Here is a 17229-nt window from a genome sequence, read left to right on the forward strand (position 1 = left end):
ATGGTGAGCCCACCGGCGGCCCGCACGGCCCGCAGGCCGCGGGCACCGTCCGAGCCGGTGCCGGAGAGCACCACGGCGGCCCCATGGCCGTTCCAGTGGTCGGCGATCGATTCGAACAGCCGGTCGATGCTGGGGCTGGGGCAGAAGCGGGGTTCGGGCGCCGCCAGCCTCACCCGGTTCCCTTCCACGCTGATGTCGTGGTTGGGGGGGCAGATGCTGACCGTGTCCGGCAGCAAGGTGGCCCCGTCAACGGCCTCGAGTACCTGCAGTGGCGTGACCCGCCCCAGCAGCTCGACCATCAGGCTGCCGTGGTCGGGCGAGAGGTGCTGGGCCACCACATAGGCCACGCTGCCGCCGAGGGAAAGGCTGGCCAGAAGGGTCTGCAGGGCTTCCAGGCCGCCGGCCGAGGCGCCGATGGCCACCAGGTGCATGCCGGGTTCGGCCCCGGGGGGCGTGGATGGTGCCGGAGAAGACTCCGCGTCAGTGGATTCTTCTAGGGTCATCGACACCGTGATGGTTGGTTCTCAATGTAAACCACCGTAGCCCATAAGACCTTTCTGAAATGAGGGGAAAAAGCTGCTGCAGACATGACGGATGACCGCGGTGGAGGCCGACTGTCAGCGTGAGGAATGAGGGGAGCTTCATGGGTACGGATTCCTGTCGCAAATCATCATGAACTGCAAACCTTGGTCGATGGATGCGGCGGGAGATGTTGAGGCTTGTAAGGTTGTGTTCTCCGTGGCGGAGATCGCAACCGAACGGACAGAAGTAACGCCGATTCTGTGATACTATGAGCAAAGAGAGGAAATCAGGAAATCGGGAAATCAGGAAATGAGGAGGTGAGGCTTCGTATGGCTAGCGAGGCTCGCTTCCCCAGTCAACGGCACCCTGAGGTAGCCCATTTCTCCAATCCTCTGCTGCGCCAGCTTCGGCCGTGTGAGGACCCACATGCCTGCACCTGCCAGCTGCAGCAAGCCCTGCCGCTGGTCGAGATCATGCCGCTGGAACCTGAGGCCTCTTGGTGGTGTTATGGCACCAATCTCCATCTCGGCAGCCTGGTGGCCACAGCTTGGACGGCCAGGCCGATGCGGATGGTCTTTTCGGAACGCCAGGAGCACATCGTCGTGCTGGGCTACGGCGGTGAACAGCGGCTGCGACAGGGCTCCACCACCTGGCCCTGTGCCATGGGGGGCTGCGTCCTGATGGCCAGTGCGGCCTGCACGATGGAGAGTACCCTCTCATCCGCCGTGGCTTTTTCCCTGACGCGGGACCGACTTCTGGAGACGGCGATGGCGATGGGGGGCTATCAGCTGAAACCGAAAGGCTGGGATGAAACTGTCTGCCAGGCCCACGGCTGGAGCCCGCCCGCGAACCCTGTCGCTCCGTCCCTGCTCGCGGCGTTACGGCAGACCATTGCCATGGCTGGGCAGCTGTCGGGGTATGGCCGGGGTCTGCTTGATCGGCTGCAGTTCGAAGACCAGATCTATCGGCTGATGGTGGCCATGCTGCTGCCGGAGATGCGTCAGGACAAGTCCATGGATCGGCTCCTGCAACGGCAGCAGCATGGCCGTGATTCCTTCGATGAACTGATCGACTACATCCGGCAGAATCTGGGTGAGACGCTCTCCCTCACCGACCTGGAAGCGAGGAGCCATTACTCCCGCAGGGCACTGCAATATGCCTTCGCCGAGCGTATGGGTTGCACGGCCACCAAGTGGATCAAGATGCAGCGACTTGACCGGGCTCGGCAACGGTTGGAGCGTCCGAAACCGAACGACACGGTGGGGAACATCGCCCGTGAATGCGGCTATCGCTCCCTGGGACTGTTCAGCGTCGATTTCCAGCAGCGCTTCCATGTCAAGCCGTCCCAGCTGCTGCGGGAGTCCCGGAAGGAGTAGCCGGGACCGCGGTGTTCAGGCCCGTCGACGGAAGGCATCCGCCAACTCGGGGCGGGACTCGGTGTGCTCCCTCGGGTGCGCGGTCTGCAGGGCCGACTCGAGCAGGTAGGCGGCCAGGTTGGAGAGGGAGCGCCCCTGGACGTTGCTGCGCTCCACGAGGGCTTGATAGGCGTTGTACGGAATCGTGATCGTGACACGCACCGGCCGCAGGAAGGGACCGGGTTCGGAGTGGCTTCGCATGGGTCCAGGGGTGACTACCCATGCTCTAAGACCGATTTCGTGATCGGTGGCGAGCCGCTTCATGCAACGCCGGGGCGCGCTCAGGGGCGAAACACCAGTTCCGGCGCGCGATTCACCCTGCTGCGGTCAGCAGCAGGGGGCCTGCACGTTGCGTGCAGGCCTGCATCGCTTTGCACAAGTTGCACGTTCCTGAAAACGGGCTGAACGCCGCGGGCTCAGTCCGCTGGCAGGTCGGTGACGGCCCCGAGGCTGCTGCTGCTCACCAGCCGGGCGTACTTGCCGAGCACCCCGGTGCGGTAGCGGGGGGCGGGCTTGGTCCAGGTGCTGCGGCGCCGGGCCAGCTCTTCCTCGTCCACGTTGAGCTGCAGCAGCCGCTGCTTCGCATCCACCGTGATGCTGTCGCCCTCCTGCACCAGGGCGATGGTGCCGCCTGCGGCGGCCTCCGGGGCCACGTGGCCCACCACCATCCCGTAGGTGCCGCCCGAGAAGCGGCCATCGGTGATCAGGGCCACCGAATCCCCCAGTCCCTCCCCGATGATCGCGGCGGTGGGGGCGAGCATCTCGCGCATACCGGGGCCGCCCACCGGCCCCTCGTAGCGGATCACCACCACATCACCGGCGCTGATCCGCTTGGCGAGAATCGCGGCCAGGGCCTCCTCCTCGCTCTCGAACACCCGCGCCGGGCCGGTCATCACCGGGTTCTTGACGCCACTGATCTTGGCCACGCTGCCCTCTTCGGCCAGGTTGCCCCGCAGGATCGCCAGGTGGCCCTGGACGTAGAGGGGGTTCGAGAGGGGCCGGATCACGTCCTGGCCGGCCGGAGGTTCGGAGGGCACGTCGGCGAGCACCTCCGCCAGGGTGCGGCCCTCGATCGTGCGGCACTCCCCGTGCAGCAGGCCCCCGTCGAGCAGCAGCTTCATCACCTGGGGGATGCCGCCGGCCCGGTGCAGGTCGACGGTCACATAGCGGCCGCTGGGCTTGAGGTCGCAGATCACCGGCACCTTCTGGCGGATCGTCTCGAAGTCGTCGATCGTCAGCGGCACGCCGGCGGTGCGGGCGATCGCCAGCAGGTGCAGCACCGAGTTGGTGGAGCCGCCCACCGCCATGATCACGGCGATGGCGTTCTCGAAGGCCTCGCGGGTGAGCAGATCCCGGGGGCGGATGCCGGCGGCGATCGCCTGCACCAGCACCTCGGCCGAGCGGGCGGCGCTCTCGGCCTTCTCCGGGTCCTCCGCCGCCATCGTGGAGCTGTAGGGCAGGCTCAGGCCGAAGGCCTCGAAGGCCGAACTCATCGTGTTGGCGGTGAACATGCCGCCGCAGCTGCCGGCGCCGGGGCAGGCGTTCTTCTCGATCGCCAGCAGCTCCGCCTCGTCGATCCGGCCGCCGGAGAGCTGCCCCACCGCCTCGAAGGCACTCACCACGGTGAGATCACAGGGGCCCAGTTTCCCAGGCTTGATCGTGCCGCCGTAGACGAAGATCGACGGGATGTTCATGCGGGCCATGGCGAGCATGGCGCCAGGCATGTTCTTGTCGCAGCCGCCGATGGCCAGCAGGCCATCCATGCTCTGGGCGTTGCAGGCGGTTTCGATCGAATCGGCGATCACCTCGCGCGACACCAGGGAGTACTTCATCCCCTCGGTGCCCATCGAGATGCCGTCGCTGACGGTGATGGTGCCGAACATCTGCGGCATGGCTCCGGCCCCATGGGCGGCCTGCTCGGCCCGCCGGGCCAGGTCGTTGAGGCCGATGTTGCAGGGCGTGATCGTGCTGTAGCCGTTGGCGATGCCGATGATCGGCTTGCCGAAATCCCCGTCGCCGAAACCGACAGCCCGCAGCATGGCCCGGTTGGGGGAGCGTTGGAGGCCCTTGGTGATGGCGTCGGAGCGCAGCATGGCCGGGGAGGAACGGATCTGCTGCAACTTACCGAGGGGCCCGCGCCCTCAGGCCTGGGGCTGCAGCTGCTCCAGCTGGCGGCGCACCTCGTCGATCGCCTGGTTGAGTTTCTGGACGCGGTCGTGCAGTTGGTCGCTGCTCACCGGCGAGTCCTCCAACCCTTCGCCCAGGCGGGAGACGCGCAGCATCCGCAGCTGGCGCTGGGCGAGCCGGTGCCGTTCGGCCCGGCGCAGCAGCCAGACCGCCAGTCCAGCAGCCCCCATCACCGCCCCGGCGGCCCCGGCCAGCAGAACCAGACTGCCGCTGGCGGACGATTGCTGCCGGGAATCAGCCATGAACCTGCACGGGGGGCATCTGGACCTGAGGGCCCCAGCCTAGGCAGTGGTGGCGGCGATTCCATACAGCCGCTCGCTCACCTCGCCGAAACCCGGAACGACGCGGTGGCGGCTGTCGACCTCGGGGTCGATGCCGGCGCAGTAGATGGTGAGCTGGCCGTGGTGTTCGCCGACCACCTTCAGCCCGGGGCTGGCCGCCAGGGTGGTGATCACCCGCAGCCGCTGACCCTCCACCCCCAGGCCCGCCAGACGGTCGAGCAGGGCCAGCAGGATCGAGCCGCTGGCGAGAACCGGCAGGAACACCAGCACGCCGCTGCGGGGATCGATGGTGGCCGGCAGGTCATCGAGGAACCAGTGGGGCTTGTGATCCGGCCCGCAGGGCTCGATGCCCACGTGGGCCAGCTGGGCCGACGGCAGCACCGACTGGGCCCCCTGCCACAGCCCCAGCCCCCCCCGCAGCACCGGGATCACCAGCAGGGGCACCTCCGGATCGACCACCTGGCCGTCGCAGTGGCCCAGGGGCGTGGTGACCGACACCGGTCGATGGGGCAGCCAGTCGCGCAGCGCCTCATAGGTGAGCCAGCGGCCCAGCTCCGCCATGGCGGTGGCGAACAGGGGGGAGGGGGTGGCCCCGTCGCGCAGCAGGGTGAGCCAGTGGCCGATCAGGGGATGGGGGGGGACCACCACCCGCAGGGACATGCTCATGGCGGGCTGCGTCTGCCTAACTTGATCCGGCAGCGTACCGGTGTGGCATGGTTTCCCGTTCCCTTGACGTCCCGGTGATCGTCCGGCGGTTCCGGGCCCTGCGGGCCGTCCGGCTGGGGTCCGTCCTTGGGGGGGTGCTGGGGACCGCGCTGGCCCTGCTGCTCGTCTGGACCGTGCTGCCGGTGGCGCCGGCCGAGGCGATCACCGCGCCGGAGCTGCGGGCCCAGCGCTCCTTCCAGGACCTCGACCCCGACCTGCGGGGCCGCAACCTGCAGCAGCAGGAGTTCCTCAAGGCCTCGATGGAGGGCTTCGATCTGCGGGACGCCGACCTGCGCGGGGCCGTCTTCAACTCCACAGACCTGCGCCAGGCCGACCTGCGCGGCGCCGACCTGGAGGATGTGGTGGCCTTCGCCACCCGTTTCGACGGGGCCGACCTGCGGGGCGCCCAGTTTCGCAACGCCATGCTGATGCAGAGCCGCTTCCGCGAGGCCCGCATCGACGGGGCCGACTTCAGTGACGCGGTGCTCGATCTGCCGGAGCAGAAGGCCCTCTGCGCCCGTGCTTCCGGCAGCCATCCCGTCACCGGCGTCGACACACGGGAGAGCCTCGGCTGCCGCTGACCGCCGCGGGCGGGGCCTCCCCTAGGTTTCGGTTCCCCTTGCCCCTGTCCCGATGACCGCCACCAGCACCCGACGGCTGCCGGTCACGGTGGTGACCGGATTTCTGGGGGCCGGCAAGACCACCCTGCTGCGCCACCTGCTGCTGGAGAGCGGGCTGCGGCTGGCCGTTCTGGTCAACGAGTTCGGCGAGGTGGGCATCGACGGTGATCTGATCGCCTCCTGCGGCTTCTGCCCTGAGGAGGATCTGGGCGATCGGCTCGTGGAGCTGGCCAACGGCTGCCTCTGCTGCACCGTGCAGGATGAGTTCCTGCCCACCATGCAGCGCCTGCTGGAGCGGGCCGACCGGCTTGACGGCATCGTGGTGGAAACCAGCGGCCTGGCCCTGCCCGAGCCCCTGGTGGCCGCCTTCGGCTGGCCGGAAATCCGCAGCCGCACCCGGGTGCATGGGGTGGTCACGGTGGTGGATGGGGAGGCGATGGCCGCCGGCCACGTGGTGGGGGATGCCGAGGCGGTGGAGGCCCAGCGCCGCGCCGACCCCAGCCTCGACCACATCAGCGCCATCGAGGACCTGTTCGCTGACCAGCTCGGTGCCGCCGACCTGGTGCTGGTGAGCCGGGCCGACCGCCTGGAGCCGGAAGCCCTCGCCCGGGTGACCGAGGCGCTGCGCGCCGACCTGCGCCCCGGCACCGTGGTGCTGCCCATGGCCCGGGGCCGGCTCGATCCCTCCCTGGTGCTGGACGGGCCCGGCCGTGACCCGGCCCCCGATCACCACCACGACCACGACCACGACGACCACGATCACGATCACGATCACGACCACCACGATCACGATCACGACCATCACGACCATGCCCACGTGGCGATCGAGTCGATCGTCGTGCGCCGCGCCGGCCAGTGGGGGCGGGCGGCCCTGGAGGCCCAGCTGCAGCAACTGCTGATCGACCATCCGGTCGTGCGGCTCAAGGGACGGCTGAGCCAGGGCGGCAAGCGCCTGCCGCTGCAGATCCAGGGGGTCGGCCGTCGCCTCGACTGCTGGTACGAGGAGCGCTCGGGCCCCTCCCCTGCCCCCGAGGGTGATGGCCCCGACGGCCTGGAGCTGGTGGCGCTCGCCACCGCCGGCGCCGCCGGCCCCCTGCGCGAGGCCCTCGATCGTCTCTGACCCGGGGGCAGCACCTGGGTGGTGGACGTGTGTCAGTCGAGGGGGATGTCGCCCCTGGCGCAGATCCCATCCCAGCACAGATTGGTGTTCTCCACCCAGCGGCTGTTGACCGGCTGCCAGCGGCCGGAGGGTTTGAGCATCGTCACCCGGCCCCGGCCATCGTGGCGGAACTCGATCCGCTGGCCCCCCACCAGCAGGAACCAGTGGAGGCCGAGCTCCTCGACCTGCATCTGACACTCCTGCCAGGGACCATCGGCGACGCGGCACTGCAGCGACACCAGCCCCGGCAGGGTGTGGGCCTGGAGGGCCGCGCAGGCCACGGCCAGGCCCGTCAGCCAGGCCAGCAACCCAGGCCCCCGTGGATCCAGCAGAAACCGTCGCAGGGAGAGCACCACGGCCAGCGGTGCGGAGCGTCAACTCCAGGCTGGTGGTGCGCCGCGGGGGTGGTGGGGCGTGCTGCCAAGATTTAACAAACGTCCGTGCCCCCGGTGCCGCTCTTCAACGCCCGCGTCCAGGTTTCCCTGCGTCCCTCCGTGCTGGACCCCGCCGGGGAGGCCACCCGGGCCGCCGCCGCCCGGCTCGGGGTGGAAGGGGTGAAGCGCCTGCGGATCGGCAAGGCGATCGAGCTGGATCTGGAGGCGCCGGATCGGGCCACCGCCCAGGCCCGGCTTGAACTGCTCAGCGACCGCCTGCTCGCCAATCCGGTGATCGAGGACTGGTCGCTGGAACTGGCCGAAGCGGGTTGAGGGGCGGACCGATGACCGTCGGCATCGTTGTGTTTCCCGGCTCCAACTGCGACCGGGACGTGGCCTGGGCCCTGGAGGGCTGCCTGGGCATCCCCGTGCGTTTCCTCTGGCATGAGGAGCGCGACCTTTCCGGCCTCGAGGCCGTCGTGCTGCCGGGGGGGTTCAGCTACGGCGATTACCTGCGCTGCGGCGCCATCGCCCGTTTCGCCCCCGTGCTGGAGGAGGTGCGCAGCTTCGCGGCGCGCGGCGGGCCGGTGCTCGGCATCTGCAACGGCTTCCAGGTGCTCACGGAGATGGGCCTGCTCCCCGGCGCCCTCACCCGCAACCGGGATCTGCACTTCCTCTGCCAGAGCAGCCCGCTGGAGGTGCAGCCCGGGGCCTGCCGCTGGCTCGGTGCCTACGGCGCCGGCGAGCGGATCAGCCTGCCGATCGCCCACGGGGAAGGGCGCTATCAGGTGGAGCCGGAGCAGCTGGAGCGCCTCGAGGATCAGGGCTGCGTTGTGCTGCGCTACATCGCCAACCCGAACGGATCGCGGGGTGATGTAGCCGGCCTGAGCAACCCCGCGGGCAATGTGCTCGGCCTGATGCCCCACCCCGAGCGGGCCTGTGACCCGGTCACCGGCGGCCTCGACGGTCGCCGCCTGCTGCAATCGCTCCTCGGCTGAGCTCTCAGTCCAGTGCGGCGAAGAAGTCGCGGCTGCCGCGGGGATCGGCGGCCAGGGTGCGGGCCCCGGGCGTCCAGTTGGCCGGGCACACCTGGCCGGGCTGCTGGCGCACCAGCTGGAACGCCTGCAGCACCCGCAGGGTTTCATCGACACTGCGCCCGACGGCCACGTCGTTGACGGTGCTGTGGCGGATCACACCGTCGGGATCGATCAGGAACAGGCCCCGCAGGGCCGTGCCGGCCTCCTCGTCGAGCACGTGGTAGGCCCGGGCGATCTCCTTGTTGAGATCCGAGATCAGGGGGTAGGCCACATCCCCAAGCCCACCGCTCTTGCGGTCGGTCTGCACCCAGGCCAGATGGCTGTAGGGGCTGTCGACGGACACGGCCAGGATGGCGGCGTCGAGGCGCGCGAATTCGGCATGGCGATCACTGAAGGCCGTGATCTCCGTGGGACAGACGAAGGTGAAATTGAGGGGATAGAAGAACAGCACCACATCCCTGCCGCGATAGTGGCGCAGCGACAGCTCCCTGAACTCCTGGTCCACCACCGCGGTGGCGTGAAAGTCCGGGGCTTCGAGGCCCACAAGCCTGCCGCTGCTGGTCATGGTGGGCCTGGCCCTACGATGCCATTCAACGTAGCGATGCCTGTGCCATGGGTTGGGATCCAACTGTTCTGCGCAAATACAACACCACCGGGCACTTCCGCCTCATCAATCAGCTGCGCTCCGAACTCAAGGGCAATCCCCTGATCCGTCCCAAGGATGGCGAAACCGTGGGCGCCGCCAACCGCAGCAAGAGCCTCACCCGCGCCCTGCAGAACCGTTCCCAGTCCGGGGGTTACGGCCGCAGCCGCCGGTCGGTGCAGAGCTCCCAGCCCGTCGTCGTCGCGGCCCCCGCGCTGCCCGTGGTGGCTCCGCTGCCGGTGCGGGTCGACAGTGTCGAAAGCCAGGAGGCGGCCAATGCCCGCAGCTTCCGCGAACGCCTCAACGCCATCGAGATGCGCTGAATCAAGGCTTTTCTCAATGCAAAATGGCTGGAATCAAATCCAGCCTGGTTGCATTGGATCAGAGAACATGATCCCAGGTCAATGGCTCGGGGGAGACTTGAACTCCCGACCTTGGGGTTATGAATCCCACGCTCTAACCAGCTGAGCTACCGAGCCAATCCATCCCACATTAGACGATGGTCGGCACGGACCCCCGCCCGGGTCAGGCCCGGGGGGGGAGCATCTGCAGGGGGTTGACCGCACCGCGGCCGGGGGGGTGGATCTCGAAGTGGAGGTGGGGACCGGTGCTGCGGCCGGTGCTGCCCATCTGGCTGATCACCTGACCCTGGGTGACGGTTTCGCCCCTGGCCACCAGCAGGCGGCTGTTGTGGGCGTAGAGGCTGCGGCTGCCATCGGGATGGGCGATCTCCACAAAGAAGCCGTAGCCGCCGTCATGCCAGCCGGCGAAGACAACCTGGCCCTCCCTGGCGGCCATGATCGGGGTGCCGACGTTGTTGGCCACATCGATGCCCTTGTGCATCCGGCCCCAGCGCCAGCCAAAACCGGAGGTGAACACGCCGCGGGTGGGCCAGATCCAGGTGGTGGAGGGGGCTGTGGTGCCGCCGTTGAACGGGGGTTGCGGGTCGCCGAACTCAGGGGTGTCGGGCCAGCTGATCCCGCCGCTGACGGAGGGCTTGAGGCCCAGCAGCATGCGGGAACGCCCCGGAGCCGACTGGGCCAGCCGCACCTGGCTGCCCACCACGAGCCGGGCGGTTTCCAGGCCTGGATTGAGGCGGATCAGCTCGGCCACGCTCAGGCCGTAGCGCTGGGCCAGCTTCAGCACCGTGTCGCCGAAACGGACGACGCCATCCCGTTCGACGGGCGGCGGGGTGGACACAGGGGGGCTCTGGCGTTGGGCGGAGGCGTCGAGGGAGGCGATGCGGCCGAGGCGCTCCTTGCCCCGGGAGGGCACCACGAGCCAGTCGCCGTTGCCGAAGCGGTGGTCCTCATCGACGTCGTTCAGCCGGGCCAGGCGGCTCTCATCGAGGTCGAGGGCGGTGGAGAGCTCCTCAATGGACACCGGCCGGCGCACCTTGACCCAGACCCGGTCGGTGGCGGAGGGCAGGGAGGCCAGCAGGGTCTCGGTGGACACCGTGCTGGGGGAATCGTCAGCGAGAACGGCCACGAGCGGCACGACGGCCGGTGTGGAGAGCAGAAAGGGAAGAATCAAGCGGAAAGGCTTCATGCATTTCACATCCAGCGGACAAAACCCAGCAGAGAAGCCAACATCTGCGGGTCCGGCAGACAGTAGCGCTATGAACCACAGGCGGCAAGGTTCCTCAGGCACAACTCGGTCGGGACATCGGGACTGTCCCGCTCGGGTCTCAGGAGTCGCTCCCCGGGGCGGGCCCGATCTGACGCAGGGCCTCGAACAGCACGATGCCAACGGACACCGAGAGATTCAGGCTGCGGACGCCCCCCTGGCCCTCCCGGGCCCGGCAGGCCATCGGGATCGTGAGCCGGGCCTCGGCCGACGCCTGCAGGGCGTTCGGTAATCCGTCCGTCTCCCGCCCGAACAGCAGCCAGTCGTCCGGATGGAAGCGGAAGTCGGTGTAGGCCGCCTCCGCCTGGCTGCTGAGGGCCACCAGCCGGCCCCCCCGCCGCCGCCGCTCCGCCTGGAAGCGCTCCAGGTCGCCGTGGCGGTGCAGCGACACCCAGGGCCAGTAATCCAGGCCGGCCCGGCGCAGATGGCGATCGCTGATCGCGAAGCCCAGGGGTTCGATCAGATGCAGTTCGCAGCCGGTGGCGGCGCAGGTGCGGGCCACGTTGCCGGTGTTGGGCGGGATCTGGGGCTGGTAGAGAACGACGCGGGGCATCCGGGGCGGCCCTCAGGGCCCGGGGGGCACGGGCTGACTCAGGGCCAGCAGGTCGAGGGCACGCCCCTGCAGGACCAGCCAGGCTGCCTCGCTGTGGGCCTGGAGGGTCTGCTGCATGGCCCCGAGCCGGTCGCGGAAGCGGGATCCGGCCGCCGTGGCCGGCACCACGCCCCAGCCCGTCTCCTCACAGACCACCACCAGGGGGGCCGGGCAGGCGCCGATGGCGCCGAGCAGCTCGTCACAGCGGTGCCGCCAGTCCGGCTCCTCCAGCACCAGATGGGCGGCCACCCAGGTCCCGAGCGAATCCACCAGTCCCAGCTGGCCGTCCAGCAGACGTCCAAGCTCGGCGGCCAGTTCACCGCCCACCTCGCGGCAGCCCCAGGCGGGCGGACGCCGGAGTCGGTGCCGCCGCAGCCGCTCCTGCCAGGCCTCGTCGTCGGGCAGGCAGGGCCCGGTGGCCAGGTAGATCACCGCCAGGCCGCTGGCGCCGGCCAGATGCTCGGCCCAGCGGCTCTTGCCGCCCCGTGAAGGCCCGCTGACCAGCGTGAGGCGGGGATGGCGCTGGGGCCCGGACGGGGGCTCAGCCGCCACCTCAACCGCCACCGTTCATGTTGCGCAGGGTGGCCACCGAGGACGGCGAGACGCGGTTGAGATAGCGGAAGATCCAGTACTTGAAGATCGTGGCCAGCACCACCGGGAAAGTGGCGATGAAGAGCATCACGAAATTCTCCCTGGCCGGTAAGCCCAGATGATTGGCGATCCCATCCAGCAGCACCGTCCAGCCCTCGGGGCTGTGGAACCCGACGAAGATGTCGGTGAACAGGATGATGGCGAAGGCCTTGGCACTGTCGCTCAGGCCGTACACCATTTCGTCGATGAAGCCCCGCAGCACCTGGATGTCGCGCCGCCCGAGGATCGCCACCGCCACGAAGCCGATGAAGCCGCAGACGTCGGCCAGGACGTTCTTGATGGCGTGGGTGCTTTCCTGATCGGCCTCCTCCTTGAGCTCCTGGGCGCGCTTGGCCAGCTCCGTCTGGAGCTCCTCGCGGCTGGGCAGGGCCCGGCCCGCCAGCAGGGCGTCGAACTCGATCTCCGCCTGGTAGACGCGCAGCTTCTCGACGGCCCGCTCCTCCAGTTGGGGTTTCGGGTAGGTGAGGAAGGCGTTGTCGGGAGCGAAACGATCCACCAGGGGCGACACCACATAGGTGCGGCTCACCTGCTGCACCAGCACCGGCACCAGCACCAGCAGCAGCAGGATCCGCAGCGACACCAGGGTGGAGTCGCGGCGGCGGCGAAAGCCCGCCACCACGCTCGCCTCCGCCTCCGGGTCGAGTTGGCGGCGCACCTGGTCGACCACACTCACCAGGCTGCGGGGCAGCATCTCAGGGGTGCGGCTCAGGGCCGGCAGCTCCTCCCGGGCCACGGCGTAGCGGGCGGTGACTGTGTCGATCAGCTGGTACTGGCGCAGCTCCTGGCCGGAGAGCTCCTGCCGATAGGGGGCGAGCATCTGCCTGGACTGGCGGCAGACCTGCAGGGCCGCCCGGAAACGGCGCAGCACCTGGGCCTGCATCGCCCGCGGGATGCTGAGCTCCAGTTCGGGGCGCACCGGACGGTCGTTGTAATGCTCCATCTCGATGCTCTGGATGAGCAGGGCGGCTTCGTAGCCGCGCTCGAGATCGGAACTCAGGTCGAGGGAGCGGGCCCGCCCGAAGGTACCCATCCAGTTCGTCAGTCCCATGGGGAGGCGGGTCGCGGGGGAATCAACGGGAGAAGACCCACCAGGTGAGCATCGGCACCACCGTGCCCACCACCAGCAGGACGATCACCCAGGTGAAGGCGTTGCTGCTGGAGGTCTCCTCCCGGGTGGGAATGTTGCTGACGACGGCGACGGCCTCCTCGACGACGGGTTCACCGGGGTCCTCACCGCCCTGCAGCACGGCGGCGAGGCGCTGCAGGGCATCAACGGCCGACTGTCGGTAGCGGTCACCGCTGCGCAGCGGCTGGACCATCGTGGTTTCGGCGGTGCTTTCCAGCAGCTCATCGGGCAACTGGCGGTCGAGGGGGGCCTGGGCGGCGATCGCCGTGGAGCGGGTCTGGGTGTCGATCAGGAGCAGCAGCAGGGGGTCGGGACTGCCGCCGGCGGGGGGATCGGCCGACCAGCGCTCCACCAGCTGCCCGGCGAGGGTCTGGAGATCGAGGCCGTAGTCGAGCCGGGTGAGGGTGATCAGGCGGGCATCGACCCGTTCAGCGCCGAAGGACTGCAGCTGGCGCTCGATCTCGGCCTTGCCCGCCCGGCTGAGCACGTTGGCGCCGTCGAGCACATGGTCGGCCGGTGGGCTGGCGGGCAGGTCGGCCGCGGACAGGGCCCGGGCGGCCGCGACCGGCGCCGCCAGCACCAGGCCGAAGGCCAACAGCAGGGAGAGCAGGGACCGGAGCAGCCCGGAGCGGCCGGGGGGCGCTGCCGTCACCGGAGGCGTCACTGAAGCCAAGGCCATCGTGCAAGACGCCACCAGTCTGCCGTTGCGGCCCCGTTCCGGCATCCTGGGGACAGCTTCCGCCACGCCTCGCCACGCCCCGCAACGCCGCCTCCCCACGATGACGATGTCCGCCCCCGCCCGCGTCGTCCTGGCCTGCGGCGCCACGGGCCTGGCCCTGGTGGTGCTCAACCAGATGACCGCCCCCAGCCTGGAGCCGCCCCTGGAGCGCGCCTCGGTGCTGGCCAGCATCCTGGCGGTGCTGCTGCTGCTGGTCGCCCTGCTCTGGCAGCGGGTGGAGCCCGTGGCGCCGGAGCGGGTGCCGCTGGAGGGCCCCGAGGGGCTGCGTCTGGCGCCGGATCTGGAGGCGTCCCTGGCCAAGGAACTGGGCTGGGGCAGCACCATGCTGCTGACGGCGACGCCGGCGGCGGTGGTGCTGCTCCACTGGCGCGGCCGCACCCTGCTGGAGCGGGGCGTGCTGGGCAGCGGCGATTTCCTTCCCGGGGCGATCTGCCAGCGCAGCATGGCCAGCGGCAAGGCCATCTCCCTGGTGGATCTGAAGCTCTACCCGGGCCGGGACGAGTTCAGCAGCCTGCCCACCGGACTGCCGGCGGTGGTGGTCCAGCCCCTCGGCGCCGAGGGGGTGCTGGTGCTGGGCGGCTGGTCACCCCGCTGCTTCAGCCGCAGCGATCTGGCCTGGATCGACGGCTGGGCCCGCAGGCTCAGAGGCGAATTGGCTCCGGTTTCGGACGCGGCGCCACCGGCCTTGGTGCCGCCGTCGACGGCGGCACCTGGAACTGGCTGAACACCCGGCCGCCGGGGTTGGTGACCACCACGGCCCCCTTGTCCCCCAGCTGGCCGCGCAGCACGCCGCCGCGGGTGAGCTGGCGGCTGGCGGGCCGCTGCAGCAGCACCGAGCCATCGGCGGTGACCGCCTGGGTCTGCCAGTTCCAGGAGCAGGTGCGGGCCTCAAGGCTGGCACCGTCCTGCTGGAGGAAGCAGCCCGAGGGGATCCGCACCAGATGCTGGGCGGCATCCACCTGCAGGGCCTTGCCCCGGGCGCTGGCGCCGCCGGCCACCGCCGGGTCGCTGAACAGCACCGGCGGCCCGAGGTTGAACAGCTGGGTCTGGGTGTTGCCGACCAGGGAGGTGGCGGTGAGGGTCTGGAGCGGGCGGTTGGAGGCCGAACCCGGCGGGCGCCGTTCCCCCAGCACCGGCCCGCGGGCGGTGAGGGCACCGCTGCCGGGTTGCCAGAGCACCGAGGTCACCGTCACCAGGATCTGGGGGGCGCCCACGGGGTTGGCCCGGAAGGGATCGAACGCCTGGGCCCAGCGCTGCAGCTGGGGCTTGCCCTGCAGCTCCAGGGTGTCCTTGTCGAGACGGAAGGTGGCCCGCTGGGCGGAGAGCCGGGTGTGGGGGTCGAAACCCTCCGGATGGCGGTCGATCTCCATCAGGTTGCGGGAGGGAAGCCAGCGCACCCGGGAGCCCTGGATCATCACCGGCTCCTTGCCCAGCCGCTGCAGCCGGATCCTGCCCTCCAGCAGGATCACGGCGCCGTCATTGATCACGGTGCCGGTGGAGGCCTCCACCCGGTAAGCGGGCTTGCCGTCGCTGTAGATCACGCCGCGGGGCTGCAGGGCCCGGGCGACGCGGCGCCGCAGGTCGTAGCGGGCCTCGGGGCTGGTCAGTTCCCAGTTGGGCCGCCCGAAGACATCCTGCTGGCGCAGATCCAGGGAACGGAACACGAAGGGGGTGGGGGCCGTCTCGCGGGCGACGTCGCTGCGGCCGCAGCCGGTGAGCAGCAGCAGCAGCAGGGCCGACAGGCGCCAGGATCGCGCGGGGAAAGGGAGCGTCAAAGGGGGGAATCCAGTTCCAGTCGCTGCATCACCGGTGTCGGTTCGGGCAGGGCCAGCTCACTGGCCAGCTTCCCCCAGTGTCGGGCCGCCGTCCAGCCGCTGTCGGCCACCAAGGGCGGCTGGGCGAGCTGCTCGAGCATGCGCCCGGAAAGATCCGGCAGCAGGGGGGCCAGCAGCACCGCCACCCAGCGGCTGGTCTCCAGCACGGCATAGAGGTCCTCGGCCACTCCGGCGCGGCCCTCCTCGGCCTTGATCGCCTTCCAGGGGGCGCGATCATTCAGGAAGCCGTTGGCCGCCTCGGCCAGCTCCAGGATCGCGGCGGCCGCCGTGCGGAAATCCAGCGCCTCCAGGGCCCCATCGACGGCCTCGGCGCAGGCCAGGCAGCGCAGGGCCAGGGGATGGTCAGCGGCGGCGGCGGCCCCGGCCGGCGGCACGGCCCCGTCGAACCAGCGGCGCGCCATCGAAGACGTGCGGTTGAGCAGGTTGCCGATCGTGTTGGCCAGGTCGTTGTTGACCAGATCGCTGAAGCGCTGCTGCTGGAAATCGCCGTCGTCACCGAAGGGGATGTCCCGCAGCAGGTACCAGCGCACCGCATCGGTGCCGCAGCGCTCCAGCAACACGTCGGGATCGAGCACGTTGCCCAGGGACTTGCCCATCTTCTGGCCTTCCCGGGTGAGGAAGCCGTGGCCGAAGACCTTCTCCGGCAGGGGCAGCCCGGCCGAGAGCAGCATGGCCGGCCAGTAGACGGCATGGAAACGCAGGATGTCCTTGCCGATCACGTGCAGCTGGGCGGGCCAGCCGCGCTCCGCCAGCAGACTCAGGTCGGCGGGATCGTCAGGCTCCAGCAGGGCCGAGAGGTAGCCCAGCAGGGCGTCGAACCACACATAGAAGGTGTGGCCCTGGTAGCCGGGCACGGGGATGCCCCAGGGCAGGTCGAGCCGGGAGATGGAGAAGTCCCGCAGGCCGCCGGCGACGAAGTTCTCCACCTCCCGGCGGCGGGAGCGGGGCGCGATGAAGCCGTCGCTGGCCACCAGCTGTTCGATCTGCTCCTGGTAGCGGGAGAGGCGGAAGAAGAGGTTGAGTTCGTCGCGCCACTCCAGGGGACGCAGGTGTATGGGGCAGTGGGGCTCGGTGGCCGACGCTGCTTCCTCCTTGAACTCCTCGCAGGCGACGCAGTACCAGCCCTGCTGGCGCCCTTCCACCACATCGCCGCTGGCCTCGACCCGGGCGAAGAACTGCTCCACGATCGCCCGGTGGCGTGGGTCGGTGGTGCGGATGAAGCGGTCGTTGCTGATGCCCCAGCGGCGCCAGAGGTCGCGGTACTCGCCGCTGATGGCGTCGCAGTGGGCCTGGGGAGTGAGTCCGGCCGCCTCGGCCGAGCGCTGGATCTTGAGGCCGTGCTCGTCGCAGCCGGTGATGAAGGTGACCTGCTCCCCCTGCAGCCGCCGGAAGCGGGCGATGCTGTCGCAGGCGAGGGTGGTGTAGGTGCTGCCCAGGTGGGCGCGGTCGTTGACGTAATAGAGGGGGGTGGTGAGGGTATAGGTCATCGGCAGGCGACGTCGGCCGGGTCCGCCGGCGGCAGGAAGGTGTCCGGTGACGGCCCCCATGACGCCCGTGGGCCCAGGCCCGGGGCCCGGATCCTACCCATGGCTCCGGGATGGGATGCTGGCCCCCTGACCCCGGCCCCCTCTCCCCGATGCGCACGGGCTTCGATCGCAGGGCCGACGTGATCGTCTGGGGCGGCGGCAGTGGTGGCGTGGCCGCCGCGCTGCAGGCC

21 protein-coding genes and 1 tRNA gene are annotated in these 17229 nt (G+C 69.8%); 7 read left to right on the plus strand and 15 right to left on the minus strand.

The annotated features are described in order from the left end of the window. A partial coding sequence (locus tag VB737_RS01410) for a chemotaxis protein CheB (protein ID WP_500310501.1) occupies nt 1-431 on the minus strand: 431 nt, incomplete at its 3' end. A gap of 660 nt (nt 432-1091) precedes the next feature. On the opposite strand from VB737_RS01410, the gene VB737_RS01415 reads away from it, so the two are divergent. Continuing rightward, a complete protein-coding gene (locus VB737_RS01415; protein ID WP_500310503.1) occupies nt 1092-1898 on the plus strand; it encodes a helix-turn-helix domain-containing protein in 807 nt (268 codons plus the stop codon). Nucleotides 1899-1913: 15 nt separating this feature from the next. On the opposite strand, the gene VB737_RS01420 is transcribed toward VB737_RS01415, so the two are convergent. From VB737_RS01420 to upp, 4 genes are all read right to left on the minus strand, one after another. Beyond that, nucleotides 1914-2138 (minus strand): ribbon-helix-helix domain-containing protein, encoded by a 225-nt coding sequence (locus VB737_RS01420; protein ID WP_500310505.1) that lies wholly within the window; start codon nt 2136-2138, stop codon nt 1914-1916. A 215-nt stretch (nt 2139-2353) separates the two neighbouring features. Continuing rightward, complete coding sequence (gene ilvD, locus VB737_RS01425; RefSeq protein WP_500310506.1) at nt 2354-4030, minus strand: dihydroxy-acid dehydratase; 1677 nt, start codon at nt 4028-4030, stop codon at nt 2354-2356. A gap of 48 nt (nt 4031-4078) precedes the next feature. Further along, entirely contained in the window at nt 4079-4366 is a 288-nt protein-coding gene (locus tag VB737_RS01430; RefSeq protein WP_500310508.1) for a hypothetical protein, read from the minus strand. Between the two features lie 39 nt (nt 4367-4405). Beyond that, entirely contained in the window at nt 4406-5071 is a 666-nt protein-coding gene (gene upp / locus VB737_RS01435) for a uracil phosphoribosyltransferase (protein WP_500310509.1), read from the minus strand. A gap of 47 nt (nt 5072-5118) precedes the next feature. Here upp and VB737_RS01440 point away from each other — a divergent pair, with 47 nt between their 5' ends. Next, nucleotides 5119-5691, plus strand: coding sequence for a pentapeptide repeat-containing protein (locus VB737_RS01440; protein WP_500310510.1), 573 nt, complete (start codon nt 5119-5121; stop codon nt 5689-5691). A gap of 52 nt (nt 5692-5743) precedes the next feature. Beyond that, on the plus strand, nt 5744-6850 hold the full coding sequence (gene cobW, locus VB737_RS01445; RefSeq protein ID WP_500310512.1) for a cobalamin biosynthesis protein CobW: 1107 nt from the start codon (nt 5744-5746) through the stop codon (nt 6848-6850). Nucleotides 6851-6882: 32 nt separating this feature from the next. Here the strand turns inward: cobW and VB737_RS01450 are convergent, their stop codons facing one another. After that, nucleotides 6883-7245: a hypothetical protein gene (locus VB737_RS01450; RefSeq protein ID WP_500310514.1), complete on the minus strand. Its 363-nt coding sequence runs from the start codon at nt 7243-7245 to the stop codon at nt 6883-6885. Nucleotides 7246-7338: 93 nt separating this feature from the next. Here VB737_RS01450 and purS point away from each other — a divergent pair, with 93 nt between their 5' ends. After that, nucleotides 7339-7596, plus strand: a complete 258-nt coding sequence (purS, locus tag VB737_RS01455; protein ID WP_500310515.1) for a phosphoribosylformylglycinamidine synthase subunit PurS — start codon at nt 7339-7341, stop codon at nt 7594-7596. Nucleotides 7597-7607: 11 nt separating this feature from the next. Next, nucleotides 7608-8261 (plus strand): phosphoribosylformylglycinamidine synthase subunit PurQ, encoded by a 654-nt coding sequence (gene purQ / locus VB737_RS01460; RefSeq protein WP_500310517.1) that lies wholly within the window; start codon nt 7608-7610, stop codon nt 8259-8261. Between the two features lie 4 nt (nt 8262-8265). Here the strand turns inward: purQ and VB737_RS01465 are convergent, their stop codons facing one another. Further along, entirely contained in the window at nt 8266-8865 is a 600-nt protein-coding gene (locus VB737_RS01465) for a peroxiredoxin (RefSeq protein WP_500310519.1), read from the minus strand. A gap of 47 nt (nt 8866-8912) precedes the next feature. On the opposite strand from VB737_RS01465, the gene VB737_RS01470 reads away from it, so the two are divergent. Further along, on the plus strand, nt 8913-9266 hold the full coding sequence (locus VB737_RS01470) for a hypothetical protein (RefSeq protein WP_500310520.1): 354 nt from the start codon (nt 8913-8915) through the stop codon (nt 9264-9266). An 82-nt stretch (nt 9267-9348) separates the two neighbouring features. Here the strand turns inward: VB737_RS01470 and VB737_RS01475 are convergent. From VB737_RS01475 to psb32, 6 genes are all read right to left on the minus strand, one after another. Next, nucleotides 9349-9422 (minus strand) — tRNA-Met (locus VB737_RS01475). Nucleotides 9423-9468: 46 nt separating this feature from the next. Then, entirely contained in the window at nt 9469-10476 is a 1008-nt protein-coding gene (locus VB737_RS01480; protein WP_500310521.1) for a LysM peptidoglycan-binding domain-containing M23 family metallopeptidase, read from the minus strand. A gap of 154 nt (nt 10477-10630) precedes the next feature. Further along, nucleotides 10631-11122 carry a tRNA (cytidine(34)-2'-O)-methyltransferase gene (locus VB737_RS01485; protein ID WP_500310523.1) on the minus strand — a complete coding sequence of 164 codons (492 nt, stop codon included), beginning with the start codon at nt 11120-11122 and terminating at the stop codon, nt 10631-10633. A gap of 12 nt (nt 11123-11134) precedes the next feature. Next, nucleotides 11135-11713: a bifunctional adenosylcobinamide kinase/adenosylcobinamide-phosphate guanylyltransferase gene (locus tag VB737_RS01490; RefSeq protein WP_500310524.1), complete on the minus strand. Its 579-nt coding sequence runs from the start codon at nt 11711-11713 to the stop codon at nt 11135-11137. A 1-nt stretch (nt 11714) separates the two neighbouring features. Then, nucleotides 11715-12860 carry a proton extrusion protein PcxA gene (gene pxcA, locus VB737_RS01495; protein WP_500310525.1) on the minus strand — a complete coding sequence of 382 codons (1146 nt, stop codon included), beginning with the start codon at nt 12858-12860 and terminating at the stop codon, nt 11715-11717. A gap of 22 nt (nt 12861-12882) precedes the next feature. Continuing rightward, a complete protein-coding gene (psb32, locus tag VB737_RS01500; RefSeq protein ID WP_500310527.1) occupies nt 12883-13662 on the minus strand; it encodes a photosystem II repair protein Psb32 in 780 nt (259 codons plus the stop codon). A 55-nt stretch (nt 13663-13717) separates the two neighbouring features. Between psb32 and VB737_RS01505 the strand changes: the two genes are divergently transcribed. Continuing rightward, on the plus strand, nt 13718-14401 hold the full coding sequence (locus tag VB737_RS01505) for a cofactor assembly of complex C subunit B (protein WP_500310528.1): 684 nt from the start codon (nt 13718-13720) through the stop codon (nt 14399-14401). On the opposite strand, the gene lptC is transcribed toward VB737_RS01505, so the two are convergent. Next, on the minus strand, nt 14319-15452 hold the full coding sequence (lptC, locus tag VB737_RS01510) for an LPS export ABC transporter periplasmic protein LptC (RefSeq protein WP_500310530.1): 1134 nt from the start codon (nt 15450-15452) through the stop codon (nt 14319-14321). The genes VB737_RS01505 and lptC overlap by 83 nt on opposite strands. Further along, on the minus strand, nt 15449-16999 hold the full coding sequence (metG, locus tag VB737_RS01515) for a methionine--tRNA ligase (RefSeq protein ID WP_500310532.1): 1551 nt from the start codon (nt 16997-16999) through the stop codon (nt 15449-15451). The genes lptC and metG overlap by 4 nt, the downstream gene beginning before the upstream one ends. Nucleotides 17000-17229: the final 230 nt, after the last annotated feature.

This window comes from Synechococcus sp. BA-120 BA3 (genome assembly GCF_034931285.1).
GTDB lineage: Bacteria > Cyanobacteriota > Cyanobacteriia > PCC-6307 > Cyanobiaceae > Cyanobium.

Excerpts from the sequence above, each read along its gene's own strand:
- VB737_RS01470 (WP_500310520.1), top strand. The coding sequence starts at position 8,913 with ATGGGTTGGGATCCAACTGTTCTGCGCAAATACAACACCACCGGGCAC.
- VB737_RS01415 (WP_500310503.1), top strand. The coding sequence starts at position 1,092 with ATGGTCTTTTCGGAACGCCAGGAGCACATCGTCGTGCTGGGCTACGGC.
- upp (WP_500310509.1), bottom strand. The coding sequence starts at position 5,071 with ATGAGCATGTCCCTGCGGGTGGTGGTCCCCCCCCATCCCCTGATCGGC.
- VB737_RS01505 (WP_500310528.1), top strand. The coding sequence starts at position 13,718 with ATGACGATGTCCGCCCCCGCCCGCGTCGTCCTGGCCTGCGGCGCCACG.
- metG (WP_500310532.1), bottom strand. The coding sequence starts at position 16,999 with ATGACCTATACCCTCACCACCCCCCTCTATTACGTCAACGACCGCGCC.
- purQ (WP_500310517.1), top strand. The coding sequence starts at position 7,608 with ATGACCGTCGGCATCGTTGTGTTTCCCGGCTCCAACTGCGACCGGGAC.
- VB737_RS01440 (WP_500310510.1), top strand. The coding sequence starts at position 5,119 with ATGGTTTCCCGTTCCCTTGACGTCCCGGTGATCGTCCGGCGGTTCCGG.
- VB737_RS01485 (WP_500310523.1), bottom strand. The coding sequence starts at position 11,122 with ATGCCCCGCGTCGTTCTCTACCAGCCCCAGATCCCGCCCAACACCGGC.
- cobW (WP_500310512.1), top strand. The coding sequence starts at position 5,744 with ATGACCGCCACCAGCACCCGACGGCTGCCGGTCACGGTGGTGACCGGA.
- VB737_RS01420 (WP_500310505.1), bottom strand. The coding sequence starts at position 2,138 with ATGCGAAGCCACTCCGAACCCGGTCCCTTCCTGCGGCCGGTGCGTGTC.
- ilvD (WP_500310506.1), bottom strand. The coding sequence starts at position 4,030 with ATGCTGCGCTCCGACGCCATCACCAAGGGCCTCCAACGCTCCCCCAAC.
- VB737_RS01430 (WP_500310508.1), bottom strand. The coding sequence starts at position 4,366 with ATGGCTGATTCCCGGCAGCAATCGTCCGCCAGCGGCAGTCTGGTTCTG.
- pxcA (WP_500310525.1), bottom strand. The coding sequence starts at position 12,860 with ATGGGACTGACGAACTGGATGGGTACCTTCGGGCGGGCCCGCTCCCTC.
- psb32 (WP_500310527.1), bottom strand. The coding sequence starts at position 13,662 with ATGCCGGAACGGGGCCGCAACGGCAGACTGGTGGCGTCTTGCACGATG.
- VB737_RS01465 (WP_500310519.1), bottom strand. The coding sequence starts at position 8,865 with ATGACCAGCAGCGGCAGGCTTGTGGGCCTCGAAGCCCCGGACTTTCAC.